Genomic DNA, 25,501 nt, shown 5'->3' on the forward strand with positions numbered 1-25,501 from the left:
GTGGATCCGCCCTTCCGCGCTCTGGTACCGAGGGGCCGTCACACGTCTCTTCCCCCGTGAGCCCGTGGACACCCCACTCCGTCCCCCCACCGCACAGCAGCGGCTGCCGGCCTTCCTCGTGGAGGCGATCTGCCTCGCGGCGCTGGTGCTCGCGAGCGTGAAGCTGGGACGTGGTGTCGAAGGGGTGAGCGACCTGGGCCTCTGGGACGAGGCGGACTACCTCCACCGCGCGCAGCTGCTTCCGGTGCGCGGGCTGCCGGATCCGGAGTGGGGACCGCTGTACTCGGTCTGGTACTTCGTGCTCGCGCGCGTGTGGCCCGATCCGGTGGACCTCTACTATGGCAACGCGCGCCTGCTGCTCCTCCTCACCACGGTGGCGGGCTACGTCTTCCTCCGGCGCGTGAGCGCGCGGCCGTGGCTCGCCCTGGCCGGCGCCGCGGCGTACCTGCTGTCCATGGCGCCGCATGTCCTGCCGCGCCCCACCCTGCTCGCGCTCCTCGTCATCCTGGCCGCGCTGATTGCTGCGTCCCGGGTCCGCTCTCCCGTGGCCGCCAGCGCGCTCGTGGGGCTGGGGCTGCTCGTCGCCTCGTTCGCGCGCCCCGAGTACTTCCTGTCGTTCCTGCTCATGTCCGCGCTGCTGGGCGGGCTGCTCGCGCGCGGCATGTGGAGGGCGCCGGCCCGGTGGCCCCGGACGGTGGGCGCGGGGGCGGCCTACGGACTCATGGCGCTGGCGCTGGTGGCGGTGATGGGCAACCCGTTCGGCAACACCAGCAACCGGCGCTTCTACGCGTTCTGCCAGCACTTCGCGGACAACTACGTGCGGCGCACGGGCTTCCCGGTGAACCCGTGGGGCGAGTGCGGCACCGTCATCCGCACCGTGTTCGGAGACGTGGACACGCTGGGCGAGGCCGCGCGCGCCCATCCGCGCGAGTTCCTCGCGCACCTGGGACAGAACCTGCGGCGCTACCCCCTGGAGTCGCTGAGGATGTTCGCCAGGGGGTACGGCGGTGTCTCGCCCCTGCCCGGGCGCGGGCCGTGGAGGCGGGAGGAGGTGGGGCACCTGCTGCTCCTCGCGCTGGCGGTGGGGCTCCCGCTGGGGACGTTGGCGGTGAACGGGCGAAGACTCTCCCGCGCCACCCGGCGGCCCCGCGTGGTGCGCGTCCTGGTCGCGGCGTGCGCGGTGCTGCTGCCCGTGGCGCTGTCCGTGGTGCTCATCCAGCCCCGGCAGCACTACCTCGTGCTCCAGGGCCTCATGGCGCTCGCCGTGCTGGCCGCGCTGGCCTCCTCGGTGGCTCGCGGGGAGAGGCGCCTGGAGGCGCGGCTCGCCAGCGGGCCCGGTGCCCTCGCGCTGTCTTCGCTGATGGCGGGCGTACTGGTGCTGTCGGTGCCGGACCTCGTGGCCCGCGGGGGCGGGCCCTCCGCGGTGGTGAAGGAGCAACTGCGCCGGGTGCGCGCCATCCGCTCGCTCGGGCTGGAGACGCGAGTCACCGCGGGGGACACCATCAACGTGCTGGACGCGCAGGGCGGCCTGTCCGTGTACCTGGGAGCGCCGTTCCGCCGCGTGCCCCCGTGGACGAAGCTCGCGGGAGAGTCCTTCTCCGACTACCTGCGCCGCCAGCGCATCGACCTGGTCGTCCTCGACGGCAGGCTGCGTGCTGACCCGCGCTTCGCGAACGAGCCGGAGCTGGAGCCCTTCTACTCGGAGCCGGGAGCGTTCGGTTACGCCACCTGGCGCCTGCCGGAACTGAACGAGGTCATCGCCCTGCCGGACGCCTGGGCCGCCGAGGGAGCGCGCCGCTCCGTCCTCCCCCTGCCCGAGCCCCCCGTCCCCGCCTCTCCTCGCTGCGAAGGCTCCCTGCCTGCCATGGAGCCGGGCATGTCGGCGGATGCCGGGATGCGACCCGGTTGTGCCCGCCTGCCCGCGCCCCATCTTTAGGGGGAACCGAGGAGTGAGCACATGCGCCAGTGGACATGGGTGTGGGTGGCCGCGGGCCTGGGGTTGACCACCGCGTGCAAGGACGCCGTGGAGACCGAGCGCGGCCGGCTCGGCGAGGAGCGCAAGCCGGAGCAGGAGGCGCCGCTCGAAGGCCAGGGCACGCTCGGCGGGGAGGACCTCGCGGAGCAGGAGTTCTTCGGCACCATCACCTCGACGAGCGGCAACAGCTTCACCGTGCGCGACGACGAGGGCGTCGAGCGCCCGTTCCGCGTCGAGCAGGACACGCGCTTCATGCGCGAGGGGCAGCCCGTGAACCGCGACCAACTCCGCGAGGGCACGCAGATCCGCACCACCTACGACGAACAGGATGGCCAGTACGTCGCGGACCAGGTGGAGATCTATCCGGGCACCCCGTCGCGTGAAGGCCCGACCTCGCCCGGCAATTGAATTTCTTCAGTGTCGCTAAACCGAGGTAACCCCCCGGTTTCTGGCGTGAAAACGGCGTGGCCGTTGATTCGCCGGGCGGGTCTCTAGCAGTCGAAAGGCCCCGGAAGTGACGGGGCCCCTGCTGGAGTCACTGACCCTATGACGATGATTTCACGCCTTCGCTCGAGCTTCACCGCCCTGCTTGCCGTCACACTGCTGCCCCTGGTGGTGGCCTGTGGCGGTGAGGGCAAGGTCTCGGTGCTGATGACCGATGCGCCGGGCGACGATCTCAAGACCGCCGTCGTCACCATCTCGGAGATCTACCTCCAGGGTGGCGGTGACGAAGACGGCGATACCACCAACGACGACATCAGCAAGGCCGGCAGCGACGACAAGGGCGGCCGCGTGGTGCTGCTCGACGAGCCCGTGACGGTGAGCCTGCTGGACCTGGCCAACAAGACGTCGGAGCTCGTGTCCGAGGCGGTGGTCCCCAACGGTGACTACTCCGAGCTCCGCTTCGTCATCACCGGCGGCTACATCGAGGTGAAGAACGCGGACGACACCACGACCCTCTTCGCCACCTCCGACGACTACGCCGGGCTGCCCGAGGGCGCCCAGGTCGGTGGCCGCCTGCACATGCCGAGCTACGCCTCCTCCGGCCTGAAGGTGAAGTTCACCGAGACGCTGTCCATCGAGGGTGAGCAGAAGATCCTCCTGGTGGACTTCGACGTCGCGCAGAGCTTCGGAAAGGAGGCCGGTGGCTCGGGGCGCTGGGTGATGAGCCCGGTCATCAAGGCCGCCGAGGTCACCGCGTCCGGCAGCATCAACGTGACGCTGGCGGCGGGCGAGGGCGTGACGCTGCCGACGGTGGGTGACCACCAGGTGACGCTGGCGGACTTCCGCGCGGTGATGATCAACGCCGCGGGCAGCCGCGAGGAGCTGCCGCTGGCCGACACCAACGGCGACGGCACCTTCGAGGCGAGCTTCAAGTTCCTCATCCCGGGCACGTTCTCGCTCAACATCGCGGGCCCTGAAGGCATCACCTTCACCACCTCGCCGGCCGGTCCGGTGTCGGTGGAGCTGGGCTCCGGCCGGGACATCACGCAGGCCTTCACGCTCACCGGCGCGCAGTCGCAGTAGCGCCAGGAGCGTTCACGAATGCAGGTGGGTTGGCGCGGGGCCGACCCAGGCGAGGCGTCGGGGCGTGCTCCCCGACGCCTCGTTTTTTATTTCCGCCTCCCCTGCTCCAGGCGGGAAGCGGGCCGCGCTCGCGGTGCTTGGGCCGCGAGCGGCTCGGGCTCAGTCAACGACCAGCGGATGCGGCGGGTGGTAGCTGACGATGGTCAGCACCGGGATGCGGGGAGCCTCGTCCTCGGTGTCGGCGCCGCCGGACATCAGGCGCATGCCGTCGAAGCGCGCGAGGATGACGTAGTCGCGGCGCGTCTCCAGGAACGGGTCCGCGCGCGGCAGCCGTCCCAGGGCCTCGCGGCCCGTCTCGTCGGAGATGTTGTCGTAGTGCCGCCGCGTCAGGCTGCGGTCCGTGCGCTGGCGCGTGGTCACCGCGCCGCCGAGGCGCCCCGGGCCGGTGAGCTGCGTCTGCCCGTCCAGGTCGCCGGAGAAGGAGGACATCGTGTCGGAGCGCTCGCCATACCCCACCGGCGCGTTCGTCTCCACGGAGCTGAGGCTGTGCTCCACGAGCCACACCGTGGGGCGCTCCCCCTCCGTGCGCTGGTCCGCGACCTGGGCACGCAGCAGGACGTAGCGGCCCTTGTACGTGTCCGGCCGGTCCATGGCGGACGACAGCGAGAAGATGGGGATGTGCTGCTGCTGGAGGACCTGCAGCTCGCCGGTCACGCTGCCGCCGCGCTGGGCGACCACGCGGGCGATGAGGGACGCGGCCTCCGGACGCACGCGCAGGTCCTCCGCCCAGGCGCGGCCCAGCAGCGCGTTGAGCTGGGTGAAGGGCGTGTGCTCGATGCAGGCCTTGAGCGCGGCCCAGCCCTCCTCGCGCGAGCGGGCCCGGACCCGGCGCGCGACGGACTCGCACAGGGCGGGATTGGGGTAGCGGGCCGCGAAGCCCTTCGGGTCCTCCACGGCGCTGGGCGGGGGCGGCTCGGCCGGAGGCTTCGCGGCGGCGGTCACCTCCCGGCGGGGCGGCGGGTCCGTCCACGTCACGTGCGAGTGCGAGCCGCTACAACCGGCGGCGAACGAGCCCATCAGGGCCCAGGTGGGGAGCATCCAGGAATGACGGCGCATGGGCATGACTCCTAGAGCGAGGCGGAGCCGGAGCGGGAGGACCTGTCGCGCTCACGGGCGGTGGGCGCGGACCGCGAGCCCGACGACACCGATGGGAGCACCATCGAGCACGCATCCGCGCACCGGTCATTCAGGCACGCGAGCGTTGCGGGGGGCGCGATCTGCTGGGAGACGTCGGCGTAGCAGCGGTCTCCGGTGCCGGGGCAGCCCGCGCGGGCGGCGCACTCGCAGCACGGAGAGGCCACGGTGGCCATGAGCTGCACCTCCTGCAGCACGCTGGACAGGGCGCGGTAGCAGGCGCGAGCGCCCGGAGCGAAGCGCCCCTTGGCGTCGATGACCGACGCGGTGCCATCCAGTCCACACTGGTCGACGGCGGTGGTGAAGCGCCGCTCGCACAGCGCGGTGAGCTTCGTGTCCGGGCGGCCTTCGCGCATGGTGCCCACCGCCTCCGAGCACAGCGCCCTGGCCGCGTCCTGGAGAATCTTCTTGTTGGCGGTGTCCTGACTGTCATCGGGGCGGCCCGTGGACAGGTCGGCCTCGAAGACGCACTCCTTGCCCGCGCGTAGCGTGTCGATGGTGCACGCCCACGCGGTGGGAGAGTCGTCCGCGACGGGAGGCGCCGCGAGCGCATCAGGGGGAAGGGCCGGGGCGTTGCCGTCCGGCGCCGCGCCCAGGAGGAACAGGGAGACGAGGATCGCCTTCATGGACATGGCAGGTTAGGACGTTGCGCTCCCCGGCACAAACGCTCCCACCTGGGAGTGTTCCATGCGCCCCTTTCCTACCTTCGTGGGTGGGGCCTTCGTCCTTCCCACGACGATCGGAGGCTCTATCAATTCCGGCGGCGTGGCCCGCTTGTCTTTGGGGTCGGCCACCCACTCCGGCTCGCGCACCGTCACCCCGGCCTTCCAGGCCCGCGGAACACGGCGGATTCCCACGGGATAGAGGGTCAGCCGCCCTTCCCTGTCGATTCTCAGCCGCAGGAAGTTCTTCCAGTCGGGAATGGCCAGTGACGAAAACGCCTCGTTGGGGTGGCAACCAAAGACGTTGAGAGAAATGAGCAGATAGAGGCCCATGAGGGTGGGGCCCACCAGGAACCCACCTGCGAACAGCAGCAGTCCGCTCGCCACGTCCCTCCGCAGGCTGTCCGTCCCGTCCACCAGGTTTCCGGCCAGCGCGGACGCGGCCCAGGTCAGCAACAACGCGGCGACGAGGTGGGCGAAGCCATGGAGGATTCCCGCGCTCCGCCGCCACCAGGTTCCGCGGCGCCCATCGGCGAAGCCATACAGCCCCAGCACCACCACCGCGGCCATCAACAGGGAGCCACTGTTCTCGAGGGCCGCCGCCAGCACCGACCCCAGCGTGTGCGGCGCCCCGGTGGCATTCAGTTCCGCCGCGAGCCCCCAGCCGAGCAGCGCGTAGACGATGCCCATGAGCACGCCGAACCAGGGGTTGTGCGCGACGAACCCCAGGTTGCGCCAGGTCATGCGCCGGGACACCTCGCGGCTGGGGAAGCTCTGCTTCAGCTCGTAGCCGCCCGGCCGCGAGTCCACGCGAGGCAGGTGCGTGGGATGCAGGAAGGCGCCGCCGCCGCCCGCGACGATCTTCTGCCGCCCCTCCTCGTTCTCGTGGCGCCGGTAGTGGTGCAGGTCCCCCGCGAGGAAGACGCTCACCTTCTTCCCGAGCACCTCCTCCTGGAGGAAGTCGATGTTGTTGTCCAGGAAGGTGCGCCCCGCGTGGGGCTTCACCTGCTGGTAGATCCACGCGGGCTCCGCGTTGCAGAGGATGACGCGGTCTCCGTCGCCCATCTTCTTCGCGACCTCCTGGAAGAACTCCACCTGCGCGGCGTCCACGTCCGACTCGAGCTGCATGTCCGTGCCCAGCAGCCACCAGCCGCGCGGCAGCTTGAGCGCGAAGTAGCTGCGCCGCTGGTGTGTCCGCCACGCCGCGGACTGCCGGCCCTGGCAGAACAGGCGTAGGAAGGACACGAGCCCGTCGTACCAGTCATGGTTGCCCGGCACGGCGAACAGGTGTGGCGGCACGCGGCCGTGACGGAGCGCGGCCTCGTAGGGGCGCACCGTGCGCGCCTGGTACTCGTCCACGCTCGCGGTGGGGTACACGGCGTCGCCGCCGAAGACGAGCACCTCGCCTCCCCGCGTCTCGTGGGTGGCTCCAGCCGGGTCCTTCAGCGACAGCTCCGGATGGGTCACCGCCAGGGCCACCGTGTAGGTGCTGTCCCAGCCGTCGCCCAGGTCGGACACGTAGTCCAGCCACAGCTCGTCCCGGGGACGCCCGGCTTCATCCACGGAGAAGTCGAAGAAGAGCGGCTGCGGAGAGGCCACCGCGTCCAGCAGCCGGCGATCCGCCTGCTTGCCGATGGTCGTCGACAGGAGCGTCTTCAGGCCCGTCTTCGCGAGGACGCCCGGGTTGTACCAGGACACCATGGTGCGTCCGGGCGGAGCCGAGGGACGGGGCGCGCGGCCCCTGCCAGGAACGGCAATCGTATCGGCGGTCAGCGGCTCGGACATGGCGATACCTCCCAGAAAGCGAGCGCGGAACCTGACTCCCCCTCCCGCGGAGCCCCACCCTCACACCGGTGGCGCCACGCTCCGTTCCTGTACAGGGGGCCTCGCGGGTTCGTGAGCCCAGACCGCCCGGGTCATCGGCGCGTAGCGCTCCCATAGCGGTCCGAGGAAGAACCTCCCGAAGCGGGCCATGGCGGTGAGCCCCGCGCCGCCACGCCGGGCCGGGTGCATGCTGGAGATGAGCTGGAGGAGCTGCCGCACTCCGAGCGTGAGGACTCCCGCGCCCACCACGCGGCCCCGGGCATCGATGCCCTCGTGGAGCTGGCAGTAGAGCCGGGTGGTGTCCTTCCACAGCCGGGTGCCCTCGGCGGCGGGGATGGCGCGTGTGCCCTCCAGGTAGTACTCGCGCCCGTCGTGGGCGAAGCGCAGGCCATAGGTCATCCGCCGCGTGCGCGGGTCGTCCTGCGAATGGAAGATGTTGAAGCTGCCCTGGCGCACCGGGAGGTCCTCTCCGAGGGGCGCGTAGCTGAGGCGGGCCACGAGCCGGGCGGAGTGACGGATGTCCGTCACGAAGGCGTCCATGTCGGCGACGCTGATGGTGAGGTGGAGGGTGAGCGGCAGGGCCCGGTCATGGAGTGCGCCCTCCATCGGGTCCGTGGCGCCCAGGGCGAAGGGGCCGGTGAGGGACTCGCGGAAGGTCAGGTCGGGGGTGGGCTCGGTGGTGAGGGTGATCTCCGGGGTGAGCGGCAGGCCCTGCTCGCCGCGCACGTCGAGGTACCGCCAGGCATCCGAGTAGCCCATGTCGATGAGCGAGGCGGCGGTGACGTGCCCGTCGTAGACGTCCGTATCGAGCGGCAGCGGACGCTCGGGCTTCACGAGGTGGACGGCGATGGGACGCTGGTGGCCCATCACCACCTCGCCGGCGAGGATTCGCTCGTTGATTTCCCGGAGCCGGTCGAGCTGCGCGAAGAGCGCGCCGTTGGCGCTCAGCTCCGCCAGATGGGTGTACTGATGGAGGAGGCCGCGGCCATAGGCGGGGGTATTGCCGATGCACCACAGCACCCAGATGACGTCGGCGCCCCGGCGCACCGCCTCCATCAGGTTGCCGTCCTGGACCCACAGTGAGTCGGTGTAGAGCGTGCCGTCCCGGTCCACGGGAGGCATGAGGATGGGGGGCGAGAGCCCGGCCACGAGGAGGTCCAGGTCCACGCGCTCATGCGGGACTGCCTCGTTCACCTTGCGGGCGAAGTCACAGACGTTGAAGGTGCCGTCCAGGAGCTTGCTCGCGCGGATGGCGGACGTGTCCACGCCCAGGTGCGGCAGGACGCGGTGCACGAGCCGCTCCGCGTCTCCCAGGGCCTCCACGTCCAGCAGGTCCAGTGACTTCCGCGGAGCCGCGAAGGAGAGGAAGTCCCTCACGGGCAGCGTCCGCCACCGGTCGCACATCTCTCGAGGCGACAGGCCGGACAGCCACATCGCGAGGTTGAGGATGCCGCTCGATGTGGCGTCGACGTGCTGGAAGGTGATGCCCGCGTCCGCCAGGGCTCGAAGCGCTCCCGCCTGCCAGGCAGCGCGCATTCCGCCTCCGCCAGCCAGGATGAGCGAGCGCTGCTTCCCGTCCCCGCTCCCTCTCGCCTTCGGCGAAGCAGCGTGCTCGGACACGGCTCGCGCCTTCCGCCCGCGCTTGCTCTTCGAGGCCCTCTTCAGTGACTCGGCTGCCTGGGGCCTCCGTGCGCCCCTGCCCTTCGCGACTTCTGATGAGGCCTCATGCGCCGCGACCGTCAGTGGCCGCTCCTCGGCCCTGCCCCTGACGAGCTTCGATAGCGCCTTGCGCACCGTGCCTGGCTGAGGCTCCCACTCGCGCTCTGCGGCCGTCGGAGGTCGCTTGCCGTCCCTCTTTCCCACCGCCTTCAAGGGTGCTGCGAGTACCCCGGCAACGAAGGACTTCCGCCCGCGCCCGGCCCGGTCCCCCTCCGGCGGCGCGGCGCTCACCAGGACGCCTGCTCCAGCCATCCGCTGAGTCCGGCCCTCCGGCGAGGCAGTGCTCACTCCGCCTGCCATCATCCTGCCGGCACGCGCGGAGGCCACCGGTCGCCGTGACATGGCGCCGGTCTCCAGACGTCGGGAGTCACCAACGGATCGTGGGCTCCGGCGCGAGAGCATGAGCGAGCCGAGCGCCAGCGCTCCGCCGAGCAGATGCCCCGCCGCCAGTCCCAGCGCGAGCGGTGACAGCCGGGCAAGCCAGGCCTCTGGAATCACCGGCCCCCCGCCCTGCCCTTCAGGCTCATGGGCGGGGGAGCGGGAGTCCTCCATACGAGGTGGGATGGGCGGTTCGGCTGGCATGACGCAGGCCCCACGTCTCGACTCGACCAGGCTCATCACGGTCAGGACTGCTTCACTCCGTGGGCCTGCCCCTCCGGCGGCACGGCGTCAGCCAGGGGAACCTATCGCAAACGTGTGGAGCACTCCCGTGGGGTGCAACCCCACCAGCACCCGCGCGGTTCCGTGCCCTCAGGGGAGTTCCTACCCGTTCGCTCATGCATGGAGGCTCATGACCAACCGGCGATGCGGGCGGACGTCTCCACCTCGCGCTGCCGCCGCTCGTCCACGCGCTCTCAATCCCTCTCGGTCGCGGCGCACCGCGCACGGTTGGGCCCCGTGGCCGACACGGTTTTCAATCGTCTCGAGACGCGCCAGCGGGCACCGGCCGGTTTACGCGGCCGTTTCGGGGAGGCGATGATGTCCCTGACCCTGACGCGCGAGGTGGACCGGTGAGCCAGCAGGAGGCGGGCTGGAAGCCCTATGAAGACGGTGGCTCCATCGGCTGGATGGGCTCGCAGGGAGGCACCATCGCTCGCGACGAGGACCTCGCCGGGCAGGTGCGCCTCACCTACGAGGTGGACGACTCCCGCTCCTTCCACGCCATCACCTGCTCCGTGGCGGGCTGGCTCCTCCACCACCGCTTCTTCGACAACGCCGCCGACGCCCTCGCCGCCTTCGACGCCATGAAGCCGGCCCTGGAGAAGCTTCGTACCCGGCTCACGGAGGGAGGTCCGAAGTCTTCCGCAGAGGCCCGCGCGGGAGGCCCCCTCCTCGCGGCCTTCATGGCCCGTTTCTCCTGAAGCAACGCGGTCTCGCCCCCGGGTCATCCGCGCCCCGTCGAAACTGTCATGGGGTTCACGCTAAAGGTGCGGCGTCTCTCCGTACCTTTCCGCTGAGGGGGACCCTCCATGCATCGATTTCGTCTCACCGCTTCGGGCTGTCTTCGGACGTGCGCGCTGCTCCTCACCCTGCTGTGTACACGCGCCTACGCGCAGGCCGAGCCGAGCTCGGTCACCGTCGTTGGCACCTTCCAGGCCTCGCTGGGCTGTCTGGGCGACTGGGATCCCGCGTGCGCCAATACCCACCTGGAGCTCAACCCGGTGGACGGCGTCTGGCGCAGGCTCTTCGTCATCCCGGGCGGCCCTCAGCGGTTCAAGGTCGCCATCAACGACTCCTGGGATGAGAACTACGGGGCCAACGCTCAGCGCAACGGCGCCGACCTCGAGTTCGACAACGGGCAAGAGGCGACGGTGAAGTTCTACTACGACCCGGTCAGTCACTGGGTCACCAACTCGACCCTCACGTCCATCGCCGTGCTCGCGGGCTCTATGCAGAACGAGCTGGGCTGCGAGAACGACTGGGACCCGGCGTGCATGATCACGTGGCTCAAGGACATTGATGGGGACGGAGTGCAGGAGCTCGTCATTCCCTCGCTCCCGGCGAACACCTATGCGCTGAAGGTTGCCCACCACGAGGGCTGGAATGAGAACTACGGCGCGAACGGTGAGTTTGACGGGGCCGACATTCCGTTCACCGTGCCCGCGCCCGACCAGGAAATCCGGTTTCTTTACGACACCCCGACCCACCGGCTCGTCATCCAGATCGCCGCGCCAACCACCACGACGCTCGCTGTCACGCCCAACCCGGCGCGGGCCGGCGAGACCGTGACCTTCACCGCCACGGTGGCGGTGACCGATAGCCCCACGGTTCCGGTTGGGTTGGTGACGTTCAAGGAGAACGGACAGGAACTGGCCACTGTGGATGTCGGCCCCGACGGGACTGCGACGCTGTCCTCCTCCTCCCAGCCCGCGGGAACGTACTCGATTACCGCCGAGTACGGCGGCATGTACGACCCCAGCGCCTCCGAGCCGGTGGTGCTCGAGGTCATCGATGTGGATGCGGGCACGGGGGACATGGACGCCGGCAGTGACGCGGGGACGGGCGAAGTGGACGCGGGGCCTGCGCAGGACGCGGGCCCGGGCGAAGTGGACGCGGGCCCAGGCGACACGGATGCCGGCTCCGCCGACGCGGGCCCCGGCGACACAGACGCGGGCCCGGGCAGCACGGACGCAGGCACGGGCGACACGGACGCAGGCACGGGCGACACCGACGCGGGCCCGGGCAGCACCGACGCAGGTCCGGGTGACACGGACGCGGGCCCGGGCGACACCGACGCGGGCCCGGGCACCACCGACGCGGGTCCCGGCGACATGGACGCGGGCTCGGGCAGCACCGATGCAGGTCCGGGTGACACGGACGCGGGCCCCGGCGACGCGGATGCCGGCACGGACACGGACGCAGGCACGGGCGCCACGGATGCCGGCACGGACACGGACGCAGGCACGGGTGACACGGACGCGGGCAGCACGCCGGGCAACAGCGACGCCGGGGCTCAGGGGCCGGACGCGGGCAGTGGCAACACGGATGCCGGCACCACCGAGCCCCCGCCCTCGGATGAGGCCGCGAGCTGCAACTGCGGTGCGGGCAGCGGCGGTTCGCCGATGCTCCTGCTCGGAGTGTGGATGGGCCTCACCGCCCTCCAGTCGCGTCGGCGCTCACGCACTCAGCAGCGAGGCTGAGCAATCCACGTAGCCTGGAGGCCCACGAACCCTCCGGTCTCCAGGCTCCGGAACGGTGGAACCCCGGCGGTCGCGCACAGGCCGCCGGGGCCGCGCCGGGCATCAGCCCAACGCAACGCCGCAGCCTATCTGCGCGACACCTCCCCCTCCATTCCAACCTCCAGCCCGCCGTACTCCGAGGGCTGGAGCGTCAGCGTCCAGCCATGGACGTGCGCGACGTGCCGGGTGATGTGGAGTCCGAGCCCCTGGCCCTGAATCCCTCGCGTCCGCGCGGCGTTGCCTCGGAAGCCGCGCTCCAGCAGCCGGGCGCGCTCCTCCTCGGGAATGCCCGGACCATCGTCGATGACGCGCAGGCGGAACCGCCCCTGGCGCGTGCTCTCCAGCACCACCGCGACGTGCCCGTCCTCGCGGCCATGGTGGATGCCGTTGAAGACGACGTTGCTCACGGCCTGCTCGATGAGCGTGACGTCCCCGTTCACCCAGACGGGCGCCTCGGGTACGCCGCTCACCAGGGAGATCCGCCGCTGCCGGGCAATGGGCTGGTGTCGTCCGATGACACGTGCGACGACGGAGTTCAGGTCCACTGGAGCCCGCTGGAACTGTGGTTCCCCTGCTTCGAGCCGCGTGGCCGCCGCCAGGTTGTGCACCAACGAGGCGATGTAGTGCGCCTCGCCCATGGCGGACGTCATCACCGCCGGCTCCATGGGCTCCCCGCGGCCGAGCCGCTGCTGCATCGCGGACAGGTGTCCCTGGAGCACGGTGAGCGGCGTCATCACGTCGTGCATGGTGTTGGCGAGGAAGTCCCGCAGCGCCTGCTCTCGCGCCTCCTGCTGGGAGAGCTGGTGCTGGATCTCCGCGCGAGCCTCCTGGAAGGCCCGCGCCAGCTCGGCGACCTCGTCGTTGCCTCGCACCGAGACAGGTTGCTGGTAGCGGCTGACGGCGGAAGCACGCACCTCGCCCGTGAGCTTCCGGACGCGCCGGATGACGGGCCCCAGCGCTACGACCACCGCCAGCGCGGCGAAGAAGGGCACGACCAACAGCTCGGGAGGAGGCATTCCCCCCAATGGCGGGCTCCGTGGCTCCTCGCGCCGGGCCAGGATGTACGCACAGGGCCCGCCGTCCCACGGCATGCGAAGCAGCACGTCCAGGGTGGGCCGCCCCGCCTGCGTCGAATGGTGGATGACCACGCCCTGCCCGGCCCGGACTCCTCGCAGCAGCGCTTCCGGCAGGACGGGCGCCCGCGGATTGCGCGAAACAAGGCCCGCGTCATAGGGGAAGTGCTGCACGCGCGAGGGAGACCGTCCCGGGCGTTCAGGTCCGCGGCCTGGAGGAGGTTTCCCATCCGTCCTGGGCTCCCGCTCGCGAGGCCCCGGCTCCCGGGGAGGCCCCGGCTCATCCGGGAGAGACCTCCCCTCTCCCGGCGGAGGCGCCCTTCGCACCGTCCACGTCTCGGGAGAAGCCTCGCAGCGCTCCCGTTCCCCCGCCTGCATCTGCGCGAGCGTGGACGCCTCGAGCACCTCCTCCTGGCCGCGCTGCCGTAGCGAGTGCTGGAAGTACCCCATCCCCACGACGCCCGGGACGGTCATCACCGTGACGGTGAGTGCCAGCCGCAGCCTCAGCTTCACGAGCCATCCCCGGGAACGAGCCGGTAGCCCACGCCCCACACCGTCTCCACGCCATGCATGGGGCCGAGCTTGCGCCGCAGCCGCGAGACATGGACATCCAGGGTGCGCTCGGTGCCCTCGCGCTCCGGGTCCAGCACGTGCTCCACCAGCCACTGCCGTGTCACGGCCTCCCGGGGGCGCCGGGCCAGCGCGGCGAGCAGTGCGAACTCCACGCGAGTCAGCTCCACGGGCTGCCCCTGTACGGCCACCTCGTGGGCCTGGAGGTCGATGCGCAGGACGCCCACCTCGACGACGGCCTCCGCCTTCTGCAAGGTCGGCCGGCGCAGGCGGGCGCGCACCCGTTCGATGAGCTCCTCCGGCCAGAAGGGCTTCGTCATGTAGTCATCCGCGCCGAGCTTCAGCGCCCGCACCTTGTCCAGCGTGTCGTTGCGGGCGCTCAGGATGAGGACGGGCACCTCGGAGAAGGTCCGGAGCGTCTTGAGCATGTCCATGCCATAGGTGCCCGGCAGCATCAGGTCGAGCACCACGAGGCTGACCCCGGGTAGCCCCTCGGGCGTCAGGTGGCGGCCCTCCTGCCACCACGTGGGCTCGAAGCCCGCGCTCCGCAGGTGCTCGACGATCTGCGCGCCGAGCTGCGGGTCATCCTCCACCAGCAGGATGCGCTCCCCCATGTCACTGCTCTCCTCTCCCCAAACCGAGGCTGCCCGGACGTCCGTCCTCCGGGCAGTACGCACGTCGTCACGCGGAATCAAGCCGTCGCGAGCCGCGAACGGCAAGGCGTTCATCCCCGCCTCAGGGAGGAGGCAGCATGCCCCCATCCCGGCCAGGAGGCGGGCCCATGCCGCCATCCCCGCCAGGAGGCGGCCCACCGGGGCCACCGCTCCCGCCCGGCACCGAGCACAGCGCGTTGTCGAGCGACGAGCGGATGACCAGGGTCTTCCAGGCCAGCATCGCGCCGTCCGGCATCCGCTCGGTCTGGAGCACGTAGTCCGAGACGGCGTCCGCCGAGATGACGGTGTCGGTGCTGTTGGTCGTGTCGCGCGCGCCACGCGTGTTGTACAGCGGCTGGGTATTGATGATCTCGTCGTCCAGCGCGTCGTCGAAGAAGAGCTGCGACGTGACGTACTCGTTGCCGTTCACCCGGATGGTGAAGTGGATGTGGATGGTGCGGCTGCTGTACCAACCGGGGAAGCAGGTATCGAACTCCACGCGGCCGTTCGCATCCGTCGTCTGCACGCCGCGGAACCACCTCGCGGCCCTCGCCTCGGCATCGCCCGAGGTGCAGAAGTCGCTGGCATCCTCTCCCGAATAGAGGCCGTGGGGCGCGGTGTGCCAGATGTCCACGGACGCGCCCTGGATGGGCTTGCACGTCTCATCCACCACGAGGAGCGCGAGCCGCACGGGCAGCCCGTCATGGCCCTCGCTGATGTCCTTGCGCTCGAGGGTCGTCGCGTAGCAGGGGCCCAGCGTCGCCGCGCACGTCAGGGTGCACGTGGTGCCGATGCCGGAGGCGAACGGGTCGGGATAGGACGCGGCCATCGTCATCGCCGCGGTGCCGCCGGTCGCCCAGCTCGTGCTGGAGCCGGTCCCCGCGTCGTCGCCGGTATCGCCGCCCGTGTTCGTGTCGTCTCCCGACCCCTCGCCGCAGGCGATGACGAGCCGGGCCAGTGGCACTGCCGCGAGCGTCAATCCCATGCCACGCAGCACGCGCCGGCGCGTCATGGCCTCGGATGTGGGGTGGTTCTTGGCGTCACTGCTCATCGAAGGCCTCCGAAAGGGTGGTCTCGTTGCGCCCGGCATCTCGGGCGTGACCGTCCTTCTCGCGGAAAGACCTCAAGAAACCCTTAAGCGCCCGTGGCCCCCGGGCAGGCAGCCGGCCCCTGCCCCGGAAGCTAGGAGCCCGGCTCCAGCTCCCGCAGCAGGTCTCCCAGCTTCTCCAGCGCCAGTCGCGCCCGGGTCTTCACGGTGCCGAGCGGGTCGCCCGTGCGCTCCGCGATCTCCCGCTGGGACAGGCCCTCGAAGTAGGCCAGCTCCACGACCTCGCGCTGCTCGGGAGGAAGCTGCTTCAGGGCCGCGAGCACGCGGACCCGCCCCTGCCCCTGCGCGGCCGCTTCGTCCGGTGCGGGGGGCATCGCGCTGACGGGAGGCGGCTGGTGCGTCGCGCCCTCCACCACGCGGGACACCGTGCCCATGGCCCGCAGCCGGTCGATGGCGCGCGTGCGGGCGATGGTGGTCACCCACGTCTCCAGTCCACCGCGCTCGGGGTCGAACTCGCGCGCGCGGCGCCAGACCTCCAGGAAGGCCTCCTGCAGCACCTCCTCCGCGTCGGCGCGAGTGGGCAGCAGTCGCAGGGTGACGGCGAAGGCCCTGCCACCACAGCGCGCGTACACCTCGCGCATCGCCGCGCCGCTGCCCAGGGCCACCTGCCGCAGGAGGGCCCTGTCGGCGGCCGGGTCGCTCGCTCGGGGGACGGAGGGGTGGGAAGGCGCCATTCTGGTCCCGGATGCCCCAACCAACGGGGCGGCTCGCATCCTCATGTACCACGGTGGGCGGCTCCCCACCCCATCCCTAACGTTCACGGGCCAACGCGGCCGGCGCGAAAGCCGTCCTGCATCAACGCCCCGCGCGATACGCCGCCCGGCTACCGCCAACCCACGACCTATAAGGGCCGCCAGCCGATATGACCGAACGAATCGGAAGCGTGTTCATCGAGGGAGTCCGACCCGAGCTGGACGCAGGCCGCCATGCCGTCAAACGCGTCGCCGGGGACCGGCTCACCGTCAGGGCGGACGTCTTCAAGGAAGGACATGACGTCCTGGTCGCCGTCGTCCGCTGGCGCCAGGTCATCCCCAGGGAGCAGCAGACCGACTGGCAGGAGGTGCCCATGCGCTTCCTGGGGAACGACTTGTGGGAGGCCGACTTCCCCCTCGCCCACAATGGCCGCTACGAATACACGATTGAAGCCTGGCCGGACCTCTTCCGCACCTGGGCATCCGAGCTGAAGCGCAAGGTGGACGTGGGCCGGGACGTGACGAGCGAGCTGCTGGAGGGCGCCGCGCTCCTGGAAGCCGCCGCCGCCCGCGCGCGCCCGAAGAGTGAGGATGATGCGCGGGTGCTGGCCGAGGCCGCCGTCCGCCTGCGTGGCCCCGCCGAGCCGGAGCTCATCGCCGTGGCGCTCGCGCCCGAGCTGGCCATCATCGCCTCCACGTATCCGGACCGCACGCTGGCGAAGCGCTACGACAAGGTGCTGCAGGTGTTCGCGGACCGGGAGAAGGCGCGCTTCGGAGCCTGGTACGAGTTCTTCCCCCGCTCCGCGAAGCGGGACGGAAGGACCCACGCCACCTTGCGGGACGCGGAAGAGTGGCTGCCCTACGTCCAGAAGCTCGGCTTCGACGTCATCTACCTGCCGCCCATCCACCCCATCGGCCGCACCGCGCGCAAAGGCAGGAACAACAGCCTCAAGGCCGGGCCGGACGACGTGGGCAGCCCGTGGGCCATCGGCGCCGCGGAGGGGGGCCACAAGGCCGTGCACCCGCGGCTCGGCACCCTGGAGGACCTCCGCCACTTCGTGGACGCCGCCCAGTCGCACGGCATCGAGGTGGCGCTGGACCTCGCCTTCCAGTGCTCGCCGGACCACCCGTACGTGAAGGAGCATCCGGAGTGGTTCCAGCACCGCCCGGACGGCACCATCAAGACGGCGGAGAACCCGCCCAAGCGCTACGAGGACATCGTCAACTTCGACTGGATGGGCCCCGGCCGCGAGACGCTCTGGGCCGAGCTGGAGTCCGTCGTCGTCCACTGGGTGAAGCAGGGCGTGCGCACCTTCCGCGTGGACAACCCGCACACCAAGCCCATCCAGTTCTGGGAGTGGCTCATCCGCCGCGTCCAGGACGTGTACCCGGACGTCATCTTCCTCTCCGAGGCCTTCACCCGCCCGAAGGTGATGAAGGCCCTGGCCAAGGTGGGCTTCTCCCAGTCGTACACGTACTTCACGTGGCGGAACTTCAAGGGGGAGCTCCAGGAGTACCTGGAGGAAATCACGAAGCCGCCCGTGTCGGACTACTTCCGCGGCAACTTCTGGCCCAACACGCCGGACATCCTCCCGGAGATGCTCCAGAACGCGGGGCCCGGCGCCTTCCGGCTGCGTGCCGCGCTGGCGTCCACCCTCTCCTCCGTCTGGGGCATGTACTGCGGCTTCGAGCTGTGCGAGGGCCGCCCGCTTCCGGGCAAGGAGGAGTACATCGACTCGGAGAAGTACCAGCTCGTCGCGTGGGACCTGGACCGGCCCGGCAACATCAAGGACTGGATCGCCCGCCTCAACAACGCGCGCCACACCCAGCCCGCGCTGCGCCAGTACGACACGCTGGAGTTCTTCGACTCGAACAACGAGCGCGTCCTCTTCTACGGCAAGCGCACGCCGGACGGCACCAGCACGGTGCTCGTCGCGCTGAGCCTGGACCCGTACGCGCCGCAAGAGGCGCTGCTGCACGTGCCCATGGAGTGGCTGGGCGCGAAGCCGGACGAGACGTACCAGGTGCATGAGCTGATGTCGGACCAGCGCTCGCTCTGGCAAGGTCCCGACGTGCGGGTCCGCCTCACACCCGAGCAGCCCGCGGCCATCTGGGCCGTGTACCGCTTCCGCCGTACCGAGCAGGCGTTCGACTACTACGAGTGACACCCGAGAGGCGTATGGAACTGGATCCCCTCTGGTACAAGAAGGCCCTCATCTACGAGCTGCACCTCCGCGCGTTCTACGACTCCAACGGCGACGGCCACGGGGACATCCCGGGCCTGATTGAAAAGCTGCCGTACCTGCAGGACCTGGGTGTCGACTGCCTCTGGCTCCTGCCGCACTACCCCTCGCCGCTGCGCGACGACGGGTACGACATCGCGGACTTCTACGGCATCCATCCGGACTACGGCACCCTCGCGGACTTCCAGCGCCTGGTGGACGAGGCCCACAAGCGCGGCATCCGCATCATCACCGAGCTGGTCGTCAACCACACCAGCGACCAGCACCCCTGGTTCCAGGAGGCCCGCAGCGACCCGAAGAGCCCCAAGCGCGACTGGTACGTCTGGAGCGACACGGACAGCAGCTACAAGGGGGCGCGCATCATCTTCCTGGACACCGAGCGCTCCAACTGGACGTGGGACCCGGTGGCCAAGCAGTACTTCTGGCACCGCTTCTTCAGCCACCAGCCGGACCTCAACTACGACAACCCCGAAGTGCAGGAAGCCATGCTGGACGTCATGCGCTTCTGGCTGAACATGGGCGTGGACGGGTTCCGCTGCGACGCCGTGCCCTACCTCTTCGAGCGCGAGGGCACCCACTGCGAGAACCTCCCGGAGACGCACGCCTTCCTCAAGCGCCTGCGGAAGACCATCGACTCGGAATACCAGGGGAAGATGCTGCTGGCGGAGGCGAACCAGTGGCCCGCCGACGTGCGCGTCTACTTCGGCGAGGGCGACGAGTTCCACATGGGCTTCCACTTCCCGGTGATGCCCCGCCTCTTCATGGCCGTGCGCAAGGAGGACCGGACGCCCATCGTCGAAATCATGCAGCAGACGCCGGACATCCCGTCCAACTGCCAGTGGGCCATCTTCCTGCGCAACCACGACGAGCTGACGCTGGAGATGGTGACGGACGAGGACCGGGACTACATGTACCGGGAGTACGCCACCGACCCGCGGATGCGCATCAACCTGGGCATCCGCCGCCGGCTCGCCCCGCTGATGGACAACGGCCGCCGGCGCATCGAACTGATGCACAGCCTGCTGTTCACCCTGCCGGGCACGCCCGTCCTCTACTACGGGGACGAGATTGGCATGGGCGACAACATCTACCTGGGCGACCGCAACGGCGTGCGCACGCCGATGCAGTGGACGGGCGACCGCAACGCGGGCTTCAGCCGGGCGGACTACGCGCGCCTGTACGCCCCCGTCATCGCCGACCCGGTGTACGGCTACCAGTCCATCAACGTGGAGGCGCAGGAGCGCGTGAAGACCAGCCTCCTGCACTGGGTGAAGCGGATGATTCGCATCCGCCAGCGCTACCCCGTCTTCTCCCTGGGGACGCTGCGCTTCCTGCCCATGGAGAACCCCAAGGTGATGGCCTTCGTGCGTGAGCTCGAGGGCATGACGGTGCTGGTGGTCTGCAACCTGTCGCGCTTCGCCCAGCCGGCGGTGCTGGACTTGCGCGACTGGGACGGCGCGGTGCCGGTGGAGCTCATCGGCGAGACGCCCTTCCCCCGTATCAGCCACCTGCCCTACCAGCTCTCCATGGGCCCCTACATGTTTCTATGGTTCCGGCTGGACAAGCCGGCCGTGGGGAGGAGCGCGCCGTGACGACCCTGGACCTGACGAAGCTGCCGGACTACCTCAAGCACCAGCGCTGGTTCAGCGGCAAGGCTTGGCCCATCAAGCACGTGAGCGTGGTGGACCACGCCGCCATGGAATTGGGAGCGTGCTCCTTCACCCTCGGGGTGGTGGAGGTGGTGTACGAGCTGGGCAAGACGGAGCGCTACCTGTTGCCCGTCAAGCCCGCGCCGGAGGGCGTGCGTGACGCGCTCGAGGACGACGAGTGCCTTCGCGCCCTCTTCCGGCTCATCCGCGAGGGAGCCAGCGTGGGCTCCGCGTCCGGCCGGGTAACGGGCGAGTGGATTCACACGCCGGAAGGACTGCAGGCCCTGCCCTCGCCGGTGACGGTCCGGCGGCTGATGGTGGAGCAGAGCAACACCTCCGTGGTGCTGGGCGAGAAGGTCATCCTGAAGATCATCCGCAAGCTGGAGGCGGGGGTGAACCCGGAGCACGAGGTGGGCCGCTTCCTCGCCACGAAGACGTCCTTCCGGGCCACACCCACGCTGCTGGGCGCGCTGCACCTGGAGGGGCCGGCGGGCGCCACGCTCGCGGTGGCCCACCGCTTCGTCCCGGACGCGACGGATGGGTGGAAGTACACGCTGGACCGGCTGCGCCAGGAGCGGCCGCTGGGGGAGCGCTTCCTCGGTGAGATGCGCGACCTGGGCCAGCGCGTGGGCGAGCTGCACAACGCCTTCGCGTCGGCGACCCCGGACGACCCGGCGTTCGCCCCGGAGCCGCTCCTCCAGGAGGACCTGCAGCGCTGGAGCGCCTCCATCGTGGGCGAGCTGGGGGTGACGCTGGCGGACGCCGGCCGTCTGCACGCGGACCTGGAGGGGCGGCGCGAGGCGCTCATCGGGTACGCGAAGCGGCTGGCGCAGGTGGCGCCCTCGGGGCAGAAGATCCGCATCCACGGCGACCTGCACCTGGGACAGGTGCTGCGCGCCAACAACCAGTGGCTCATCTTCGACTTCGAGGGCGAGCCGGCGAGGAGCTTCACGGCGCGGCGCGAGAAGTACAGCGCGCTGAGGGATGTGGCGGGGATGATTCGCTCGTTCGACTACGCGGAGGCGACGGTGGCCCTGGAGGGCGGCGAGCCCCGCGGGCGGGTGGGCCCCACCCGCGACGCCTTCCTGGAGGGTTACAGGAAGGCCACGAAGGGGGCGCCCTACCTGCCGGCGGACGGTGCCACGTTCGACGTGATGCTGCGTGCGTTCGAACTGGAGAAGCTCCTCTACGAAGTGCGGTATGAGCTACAGAACAGGCCGGACTGGGTGCGCATCCCCGTCGAGGCCCTGTTGCGCATGGAGGAATCCAAGTGAGGAAGCCAGCCGACAAGGCGCAGGTCGAGGCGGAGCTTCAGCGCGTGGTGGAGCTGAGGCATCCCGAGCCGCACTCCGTCCTGGGCATCCACCCGGATGGAGACGGGGTGGTGATTCGGGCCTTCCGTCCGGACGCCGTGCACATCCACGTGCTGCCCGAGTCCGGGGGCCGCATCGCGATGACGCACCGCCTGGGCGGCATCTTCGAGGCGCACGTCAACGGGAAGGACCAGCCCTTCCCGTACCTGCTGGAGGTGGAGTACCCCGGCAGGAGGGTCTTCAAGCTGCGAGATCCGTACAGCTTCCTCCCCACCCTGGGGGAGATGGACCTGTACTACGCGGGCGAGGGACGGCACGAGCGCCTCTGGGAGCGGATGGGCGCGCACCTCATCCACCACAACGGGGTGCGCGGCGTGTCCTTCGCGGTGTGGGCACCCACGGCGGCTGGCGTGTCCGTGGTGGGAGACTTCAACAGCTGGGACGGCCGGCTGCACGCCATGCGGCGCATGGGCGCCTCCGGCATCTGGGAGCTGTTCGTCCCCGAGGTGGGGGAAGGCGCCCGCTACAAGTTCGAGATCCGCCCCGGCCATGGCGGTACGCGCCTGTTGAAGGCGGACCCGTTCGCCTTCCAGACGGAGGTGCCGCCGGCGACCGCGTCGGTGGTGCACGACCTGACGCGCCACCGCTGGGGGGATGCCCGGTGGCTGGAGTCGCGAGAGCAGAAGCAGGACGTGACGCACCAGCCGTGGAGCGTCTACGAGGTGCACCTGGGGAGCTGGCGCCGGGTGGTGGAGGACGGCGACCGGCCCATGACGTACCGCGAGCTGGCGCCCGCGCTGGCCGAGTACGTGAAGTACCTGGGCTTCACCCACGTGGAATTGCTGCCCGTGGCCGAGCACCCCTACGGAGGCTCGTGGGGCTACCAGGTGAGCGGCTACTACGCGCCCACGGCGCGCTTCGGCCACCCGGACGACTTCCGCTACCTGGTGGACCACCTGCACCAGGAGGGCATCGGCGTCATCGTGGACTGGGTGCCCGGACACTTCCCCCGGGACATCCACGCGCTGGGGCAGTTCGACGGCACGGCGCTGTACGAGCACGCGGACCCGCGCAAGGGCGCGCAGCCGGACTGGGGCACGCTGGTCTTCAACTTCGGCCGCAACGAGGTGCGCAACTTCCTCATCGCCAACGCGCTGTTCTGGATTGAGGAGTACCACATCGACGGCCTGCGCGTGGACGCGGTGGCCTCGATGCTCTACCTCGACTACAGCCGCAAGCATGGCGAGTGGATTCCCAACCGCTGGGGCGGCCGGGAGAACGAGGAGGCCATCCAGTTCCTGCGCGAGCTGAACGAGACGGTCCGCCGCAAGTACCCGGGTGTGGTCGTCATCGCCGAGGAGTCCACGGCCTGGCCCAAGGTGAGCGCCCCGGTGAGCGAGGGCGGCCTGGGCTTCCACTTCAAGTGGAACATGGGGTGGATGCACGACACGCTGTCGTACTTCTCCAAGGACCCCATCTACCGGCAGTACCACCACAACCAGCTCACCTTCGGCCTGCTGTACGCGTTCAGCGAGAACTTCATGTTGCCGCTGAGCCATGACGAGGTGGTGCACGGCAAGGGCAGCCTCTACGGCCGCATGCCGGGGGACCCGTGGCAGAAGCGGGCCAACCTGCGCGCGCTCTACGCGTGGATGTGGGCGCACCCGGGCAAGAAGCTGCTCTTCATGGGCGGCGAGTTCGGCCAGCCGGCGGAGTGGAACCACGACAAGAGCCTGGACTGGCACCTGACGCATGACCCGGGGCACGAGGGCATCATGCGGCTGGTGGCGGCGCTGAACCGCCTCTACAAGGACCTGCCCGCGCTGTACGACGCGGACAGCGAGCCGGTGGGGTTCCAGTGGCTGCAGCCGGACTCCGCGTCTGCGAACGTGCTGGCCTTCGTGCGGCGCTCGCGCCAGCCGGGGCGCCACGTGGTGTGCGTCGCCAACCTGTCGCCCACGGTGCGCGAGGGCTACCGCGTGGGCTTCCCGCTCCATGGCAGCTACGTGGAGCTGCTCAACACGGACGCGGGGGAGTACGGCGGCTCGAACCAGGGGAACATGGGGCAGATCCAAACCGAGCCCACCGGGTGGGATGGCCAGCCGGCATCCGCGGCCATCACCCTGCCCCCGCTGGCGGTGCTGTGGTTCACGCCGGGGTGAGGAGCCTCTCCCCGCGCCTCTCCCACGTTCCAGTCTCCCGTTGCCGGGCCGGCGTCGTGAGGGTAAGGGCCGCTCACCCATGCCCGCCGAGAAGACATCCCGTTGGAGACTGCCCAGGCACTGGATCCTGTTGCTGCTGGCGCTCGGGGTCCTCCTGAGCTTCAAGACGAAGTGGCCTGGCACCAACCTCTACGCGCTCCAGGCGGAGGCGTGGCTTCAGGGGCGGCTGGACGTGGACGCGGGCCCGCATGACCTCGCGCTGCATGGCGGCAGGGCGTGGGTGCCCTTCCCGCCCTTCCCCTCGGTGTTGCTGCTCCCGGTGGTGGCTGTCGCTGGCCCGGAGCGGGCGCCTGTGCGCGCGGTGGCCGTGCTGCTGGCGCTGATGACCGGGTGGGCCCTGTGGAGGACCCTCGAGCGGCTGGGACTCCCCCCGCGTGAGCGCGGATGGATGGTGGCCGCGCTCCTTCTGGGCACGGGCTACTGGTCCTGCCTGCTATGGAGCAGCGGCGTCTGGTTCTTCGCGCATGTGGTGGCCACAACCTTCCTGGTGCTGGCGGTGGCTGAGGCGCTGGGCCGGGGGCGCGGGGCGCTCGTGGGGCTTTGGGTGGGCTGTGCCTTCCTGTCGCGGCAGCTTGCTGTCTACAGCCTCATCTTCCTGCTGGTGGCGCTATGGCAGCGGGCAGCGGCGGAGGGGCGGCGGCGGCAAGCGCTCCAGGTGATGGGGGCGCTCACTGCGTTCGGAGGATGCGCGCTCGTCTACCTGGCCTTCAATGCCGCGCGCTTTGGCAGCCCCTTCGACACCGGCTATGCCCACATCCCGCTGAACGACTACCTTCTGGCGAGGGTGGAGAAGTATGGCCTCTTCCACCTGGCGTACCTGCCCTTCAATTTCATCTCCATGTTCCTGGAGGGGCCGCACTTCATCTTCTCTCAGCCGCGCCTGCTCCAGCCGGTGGCGGTGGATGGTGTCGGCACCTCACTCACCATCGCCAGCCCGTTCATCTTCGTGGCGCTGGCCGCACGCGGAAGCGGCACCTCCGTGCCCGTACGGGCCGCCTGGGCAAGCATTGGCCTCGCCCTGCTGCACATGCTGCTCTACTACAACAACGGATTCGTGCAGCTGAACGCGCACCGCTTCTGTCTGGACTTCCTGCCCGTGTTGATGGTGCTCATCGCACTGGGCACGCAGCGTCTGCGGCCGGAGCGCTGGAAGCCCCTGGTTGGCTGGGCGGTGGGGCTCAACCTCTTCATCCTGGCGGTGCTTCCCCTCCTGTCGCGTGCGCTGCGACGGCTCTGAGTGGCCGCGGAGGTGATGCGCGCGTGGAGGGCGGAGAGAGGGATGCAGCCGGCGTTCATGTGTCGGCATCGGCTGCCCGCGCCCCCGGCACCGTGAGCTTCTCCGGCTTCTTGCCGTCGAGCGCGTTCAGGAGGTCCGTGGCGCTCTCCTTGTCGGACGAGCCGCCTTCCCCAGCCCGGACACCAGGTCCGAGTACTTGTGACCTAGGGACTGCTTTCCGTAGTTCCTGGCGTCGCTCGGAATCTTGAACGGCTTGTCCGAGGTGTGGAACCTGCTGCCATTGACTGGACCGAACGGCGTGGCGAGCTGCGTCTTGGCCTCGCTCTTCGCGTTCTTCCCCGCGAGGGCCTGGGCGTCCTCCCGAGAGCTGCTGGTGCCGCCCTGGGACGCCACGCCGCTGCTGGGCTCCAGGCGCCGCTGAGCCCGGACGAACTTCCGCTTCAGCCGGGCCTCGGTGGTGTTGTCTGTGGGCAGCTCATCCGTCTTCACCGGGGAGGAGCCGCAGGCATCATCCGAGACGTGGCGCGACGCCGGACGCGGAAAAAAGAAAACCCCCGGCGCCACGAGGGCGACGGGGGTCTTCAAAAAAGAATCCGGCAGCGACCTACTCTCCCACGCGGTTTCCCGCGGAGTACCATCGGCTCTGGAGGGCTTAACTTCC

19 protein-coding genes are annotated in these 25,501 nt (G+C 70.0%); 10 read left to right on the forward strand and 9 right to left on the reverse strand.

Going from position 1 to position 25,501, the window contains the following annotated elements; genetic code table 11:
* Nucleotides 1-64 precede the first annotated feature (64 nt).
* From K8638_RS41290 to K8638_RS41300, 3 genes are all read left to right on the forward strand, one after another.
* The gene (locus K8638_RS41290; RefSeq protein WP_223760271.1) at nucleotides 65-1,936 is read left to right on the forward strand and encodes a hypothetical protein; all 1,872 of its coding nucleotides are present in this window, start codon (nucleotides 65-67) and stop codon (nucleotides 1,934-1,936) included.
* 21 nt (nucleotides 1,937-1,957) lie between these two features.
* Nucleotides 1,958-2,383, forward strand: coding sequence for a DUF5666 domain-containing protein (locus tag K8638_RS41295; protein WP_223760272.1), 426 nt, complete (start codon nucleotides 1,958-1,960; stop codon nucleotides 2,381-2,383).
* Nucleotides 2,384-2,521: 138 nt separating this feature from the next.
* Nucleotides 2,522-3,502: a DUF4382 domain-containing protein gene (locus tag K8638_RS41300; RefSeq protein ID WP_223760273.1), complete on the forward strand. Its 981-nt coding sequence runs from the start codon at nucleotides 2,522-2,524 to the stop codon at nucleotides 3,500-3,502.
* Between the two features lie 159 nt (nucleotides 3,503-3,661).
* Here the strand turns inward: K8638_RS41300 and K8638_RS41305 are convergent, their stop codons facing one another.
* The 4 genes from K8638_RS41305 to K8638_RS41320 are packed head-to-tail and all read right to left on the reverse strand — an operon-like array spanning nucleotide 3,662 to nucleotide 8,718.
* Nucleotides 3,662-4,618, reverse strand: coding sequence for a hypothetical protein (locus K8638_RS41305; RefSeq protein WP_223760274.1), 957 nt, complete (start codon nucleotides 4,616-4,618; stop codon nucleotides 3,662-3,664).
* 11 nt (nucleotides 4,619-4,629) lie between these two features.
* Complete coding sequence (locus K8638_RS41310; protein ID WP_223760275.1) at nucleotides 4,630-5,328, reverse strand: hypothetical protein; 699 nt, start codon at nucleotides 5,326-5,328, stop codon at nucleotides 4,630-4,632.
* Between the two features lie 6 nt (nucleotides 5,329-5,334).
* A complete protein-coding gene (locus K8638_RS41315) occupies nucleotides 5,335-7,143 on the reverse strand; it encodes a metallophosphoesterase (RefSeq protein WP_223760276.1) in 1,809 nt (602 codons plus the stop codon).
* A gap of 60 nt (nucleotides 7,144-7,203) precedes the next feature.
* Complete coding sequence (locus K8638_RS41320) at nucleotides 7,204-8,718, reverse strand: patatin-like phospholipase family protein (RefSeq protein WP_255663132.1); 1,515 nt, start codon at nucleotides 8,716-8,718, stop codon at nucleotides 7,204-7,206.
* A 1,193-nt stretch (nucleotides 8,719-9,911) separates the two neighbouring features.
* Here K8638_RS41320 and K8638_RS41325 point away from each other — a divergent pair.
* Entirely contained in the window at nucleotides 9,912-10,262 is a 351-nt protein-coding gene (locus K8638_RS41325; RefSeq protein ID WP_223760278.1) for a hypothetical protein, read from the forward strand.
* A 108-nt stretch (nucleotides 10,263-10,370) separates the two neighbouring features.
* Nucleotides 10,371-12,041 (forward strand): Ig-like domain repeat protein, encoded by a 1,671-nt coding sequence (locus K8638_RS41330; protein WP_223760279.1) that lies wholly within the window; start codon nucleotides 10,371-10,373, stop codon nucleotides 12,039-12,041.
* Between the two features lie 125 nt (nucleotides 12,042-12,166).
* Here K8638_RS41330 and K8638_RS41335 read toward each other — a convergent pair whose 3' ends face one another.
* The 4 genes from K8638_RS41335 to K8638_RS41350 form a co-directional block, all read right to left on the reverse strand.
* Nucleotides 12,167-13,666 carry a HAMP domain-containing sensor histidine kinase gene (locus K8638_RS41335; RefSeq protein ID WP_223760280.1) on the reverse strand — a complete coding sequence of 500 codons (1,500 nt, stop codon included), beginning with the start codon at nucleotides 13,664-13,666 and terminating at the stop codon, nucleotides 12,167-12,169.
* A complete protein-coding gene (locus K8638_RS41340; protein ID WP_223760281.1) occupies nucleotides 13,663-14,337 on the reverse strand; it encodes a response regulator transcription factor in 675 nt (224 codons plus the stop codon). The genes K8638_RS41335 and K8638_RS41340 overlap by 4 nt, the downstream gene beginning before the upstream one ends.
* 121 nt (nucleotides 14,338-14,458) lie before the next feature.
* Nucleotides 14,459-15,427, reverse strand: coding sequence for a protocatechuate 3,4-dioxygenase (locus K8638_RS41345; RefSeq protein WP_223760282.1), 969 nt, complete (start codon nucleotides 15,425-15,427; stop codon nucleotides 14,459-14,461).
* Between the two features lie 131 nt (nucleotides 15,428-15,558).
* Nucleotides 15,559-16,158: a sigma-70 family RNA polymerase sigma factor gene (locus tag K8638_RS41350; RefSeq protein WP_223760283.1), complete on the reverse strand. Its 600-nt coding sequence runs from the start codon at nucleotides 16,156-16,158 to the stop codon at nucleotides 15,559-15,561.
* A 188-nt stretch (nucleotides 16,159-16,346) separates the two neighbouring features.
* Here K8638_RS41350 and K8638_RS41355 point away from each other — a divergent pair, with 188 nt between their 5' ends.
* The 5 genes from K8638_RS41355 to K8638_RS41375 all read left to right on the forward strand — a co-directional run bounded on the left by K8638_RS41355 (nucleotide 16,347) and on the right by K8638_RS41375 (nucleotide 24,840).
* Complete coding sequence (locus tag K8638_RS41355) at nucleotides 16,347-18,341, forward strand: alpha-1,4-glucan--maltose-1-phosphate maltosyltransferase (protein ID WP_223760284.1); 1,995 nt, start codon at nucleotides 16,347-16,349, stop codon at nucleotides 18,339-18,341.
* 14 nt (nucleotides 18,342-18,355) lie between these two features.
* Nucleotides 18,356-20,011: a maltose alpha-D-glucosyltransferase gene (gene treS, locus K8638_RS41360; RefSeq protein ID WP_223760285.1), complete on the forward strand. Its 1,656-nt coding sequence runs from the start codon at nucleotides 18,356-18,358 to the stop codon at nucleotides 20,009-20,011.
* Nucleotides 20,008-21,342, forward strand: coding sequence for a phosphotransferase (locus tag K8638_RS41365; RefSeq protein ID WP_223760286.1), 1,335 nt, complete (start codon nucleotides 20,008-20,010; stop codon nucleotides 21,340-21,342). The genes treS and K8638_RS41365 overlap by 4 nt, the downstream gene beginning before the upstream one ends.
* Nucleotides 21,339-23,543 carry a 1,4-alpha-glucan branching protein GlgB gene (glgB, locus tag K8638_RS41370; RefSeq protein WP_223760287.1) on the forward strand — a complete coding sequence of 735 codons (2,205 nt, stop codon included), beginning with the start codon at nucleotides 21,339-21,341 and terminating at the stop codon, nucleotides 23,541-23,543. Before K8638_RS41365 ends, glgB begins: the two co-directional genes overlap by 4 nt.
* Nucleotides 23,544-23,622: 79 nt before the next feature.
* Nucleotides 23,623-24,840: a glycosyl transferase family 39 gene (locus K8638_RS41375; RefSeq protein WP_223760288.1), complete on the forward strand. Its 1,218-nt coding sequence runs from the start codon at nucleotides 23,623-23,625 to the stop codon at nucleotides 24,838-24,840.
* Nucleotides 24,841-24,966: 126 nt separating this feature from the next.
* On the opposite strand, the gene K8638_RS41380 is transcribed toward K8638_RS41375, so the two are convergent.
* The gene (locus K8638_RS41380; protein WP_223760289.1) at nucleotides 24,967-25,425 is read right to left on the reverse strand and encodes a hypothetical protein; all 459 of its coding nucleotides are present in this window, start codon (nucleotides 25,423-25,425) and stop codon (nucleotides 24,967-24,969) included.
* Nucleotides 25,426-25,501 lie beyond the last annotated feature (76 nt).

Origin of the sequence: Myxococcus sp. RHSTA-1-4, from assembly GCF_020037125.1 — a bacterium.
In the GTDB taxonomy this organism is placed as follows: domain Bacteria; phylum Myxococcota; class Myxococcia; order Myxococcales; family Myxococcaceae; genus Myxococcus.

What these genes read in the sequence shown, in the direction of transcription:
- K8638_RS41305 (WP_223760274.1), bottom strand. Translation starts at nt 4,618, where the DNA reads ATGCGCCGTCATTCCTGGATGCTCCCCACCTGGGCCCTGATGGGCTCG.
- K8638_RS41300 (WP_223760273.1), top strand. Translation starts at nt 2,522, where the DNA reads ATGACGATGATTTCACGCCTTCGCTCGAGCTTCACCGCCCTGCTTGCC.
- K8638_RS41330 (WP_223760279.1), top strand. Translation starts at nt 10,371, where the DNA reads ATGCATCGATTTCGTCTCACCGCTTCGGGCTGTCTTCGGACGTGCGCG.
- K8638_RS41340 (WP_223760281.1), bottom strand. Translation starts at nt 14,337, where the DNA reads ATGGGGGAGCGCATCCTGCTGGTGGAGGATGACCCGCAGCTCGGCGCG.
- K8638_RS41295 (WP_223760272.1), top strand. Translation starts at nt 1,958, where the DNA reads ATGCGCCAGTGGACATGGGTGTGGGTGGCCGCGGGCCTGGGGTTGACC.
- K8638_RS41375 (WP_223760288.1), top strand. Translation starts at nt 23,623, where the DNA reads ATGCCCGCCGAGAAGACATCCCGTTGGAGACTGCCCAGGCACTGGATC.
- K8638_RS41350 (WP_223760283.1), bottom strand. Translation starts at nt 16,158, where the DNA reads ATGGCGCCTTCCCACCCCTCCGTCCCCCGAGCGAGCGACCCGGCCGCC.
- K8638_RS41310 (WP_223760275.1), bottom strand. Translation starts at nt 5,328, where the DNA reads ATGTCCATGAAGGCGATCCTCGTCTCCCTGTTCCTCCTGGGCGCGGCG.
- K8638_RS41315 (WP_223760276.1), bottom strand. Translation starts at nt 7,143, where the DNA reads ATGTCCGAGCCGCTGACCGCCGATACGATTGCCGTTCCTGGCAGGGGC.
- K8638_RS41320 (WP_255663132.1), bottom strand. Translation starts at nt 8,718, where the DNA reads ATGCGCGCTGCCTGGCAGGCGGGAGCGCTTCGAGCCCTGGCGGACGCG.
- K8638_RS41345 (WP_223760282.1), bottom strand. Translation starts at nt 15,427, where the DNA reads ATGAGCAGTGACGCCAAGAACCACCCCACATCCGAGGCCATGACGCGC.
- treS (WP_223760285.1), top strand. Translation starts at nt 18,356, where the DNA reads ATGGAACTGGATCCCCTCTGGTACAAGAAGGCCCTCATCTACGAGCTG.
- K8638_RS41355 (WP_223760284.1), top strand. Translation starts at nt 16,347, where the DNA reads ATGACCGAACGAATCGGAAGCGTGTTCATCGAGGGAGTCCGACCCGAG.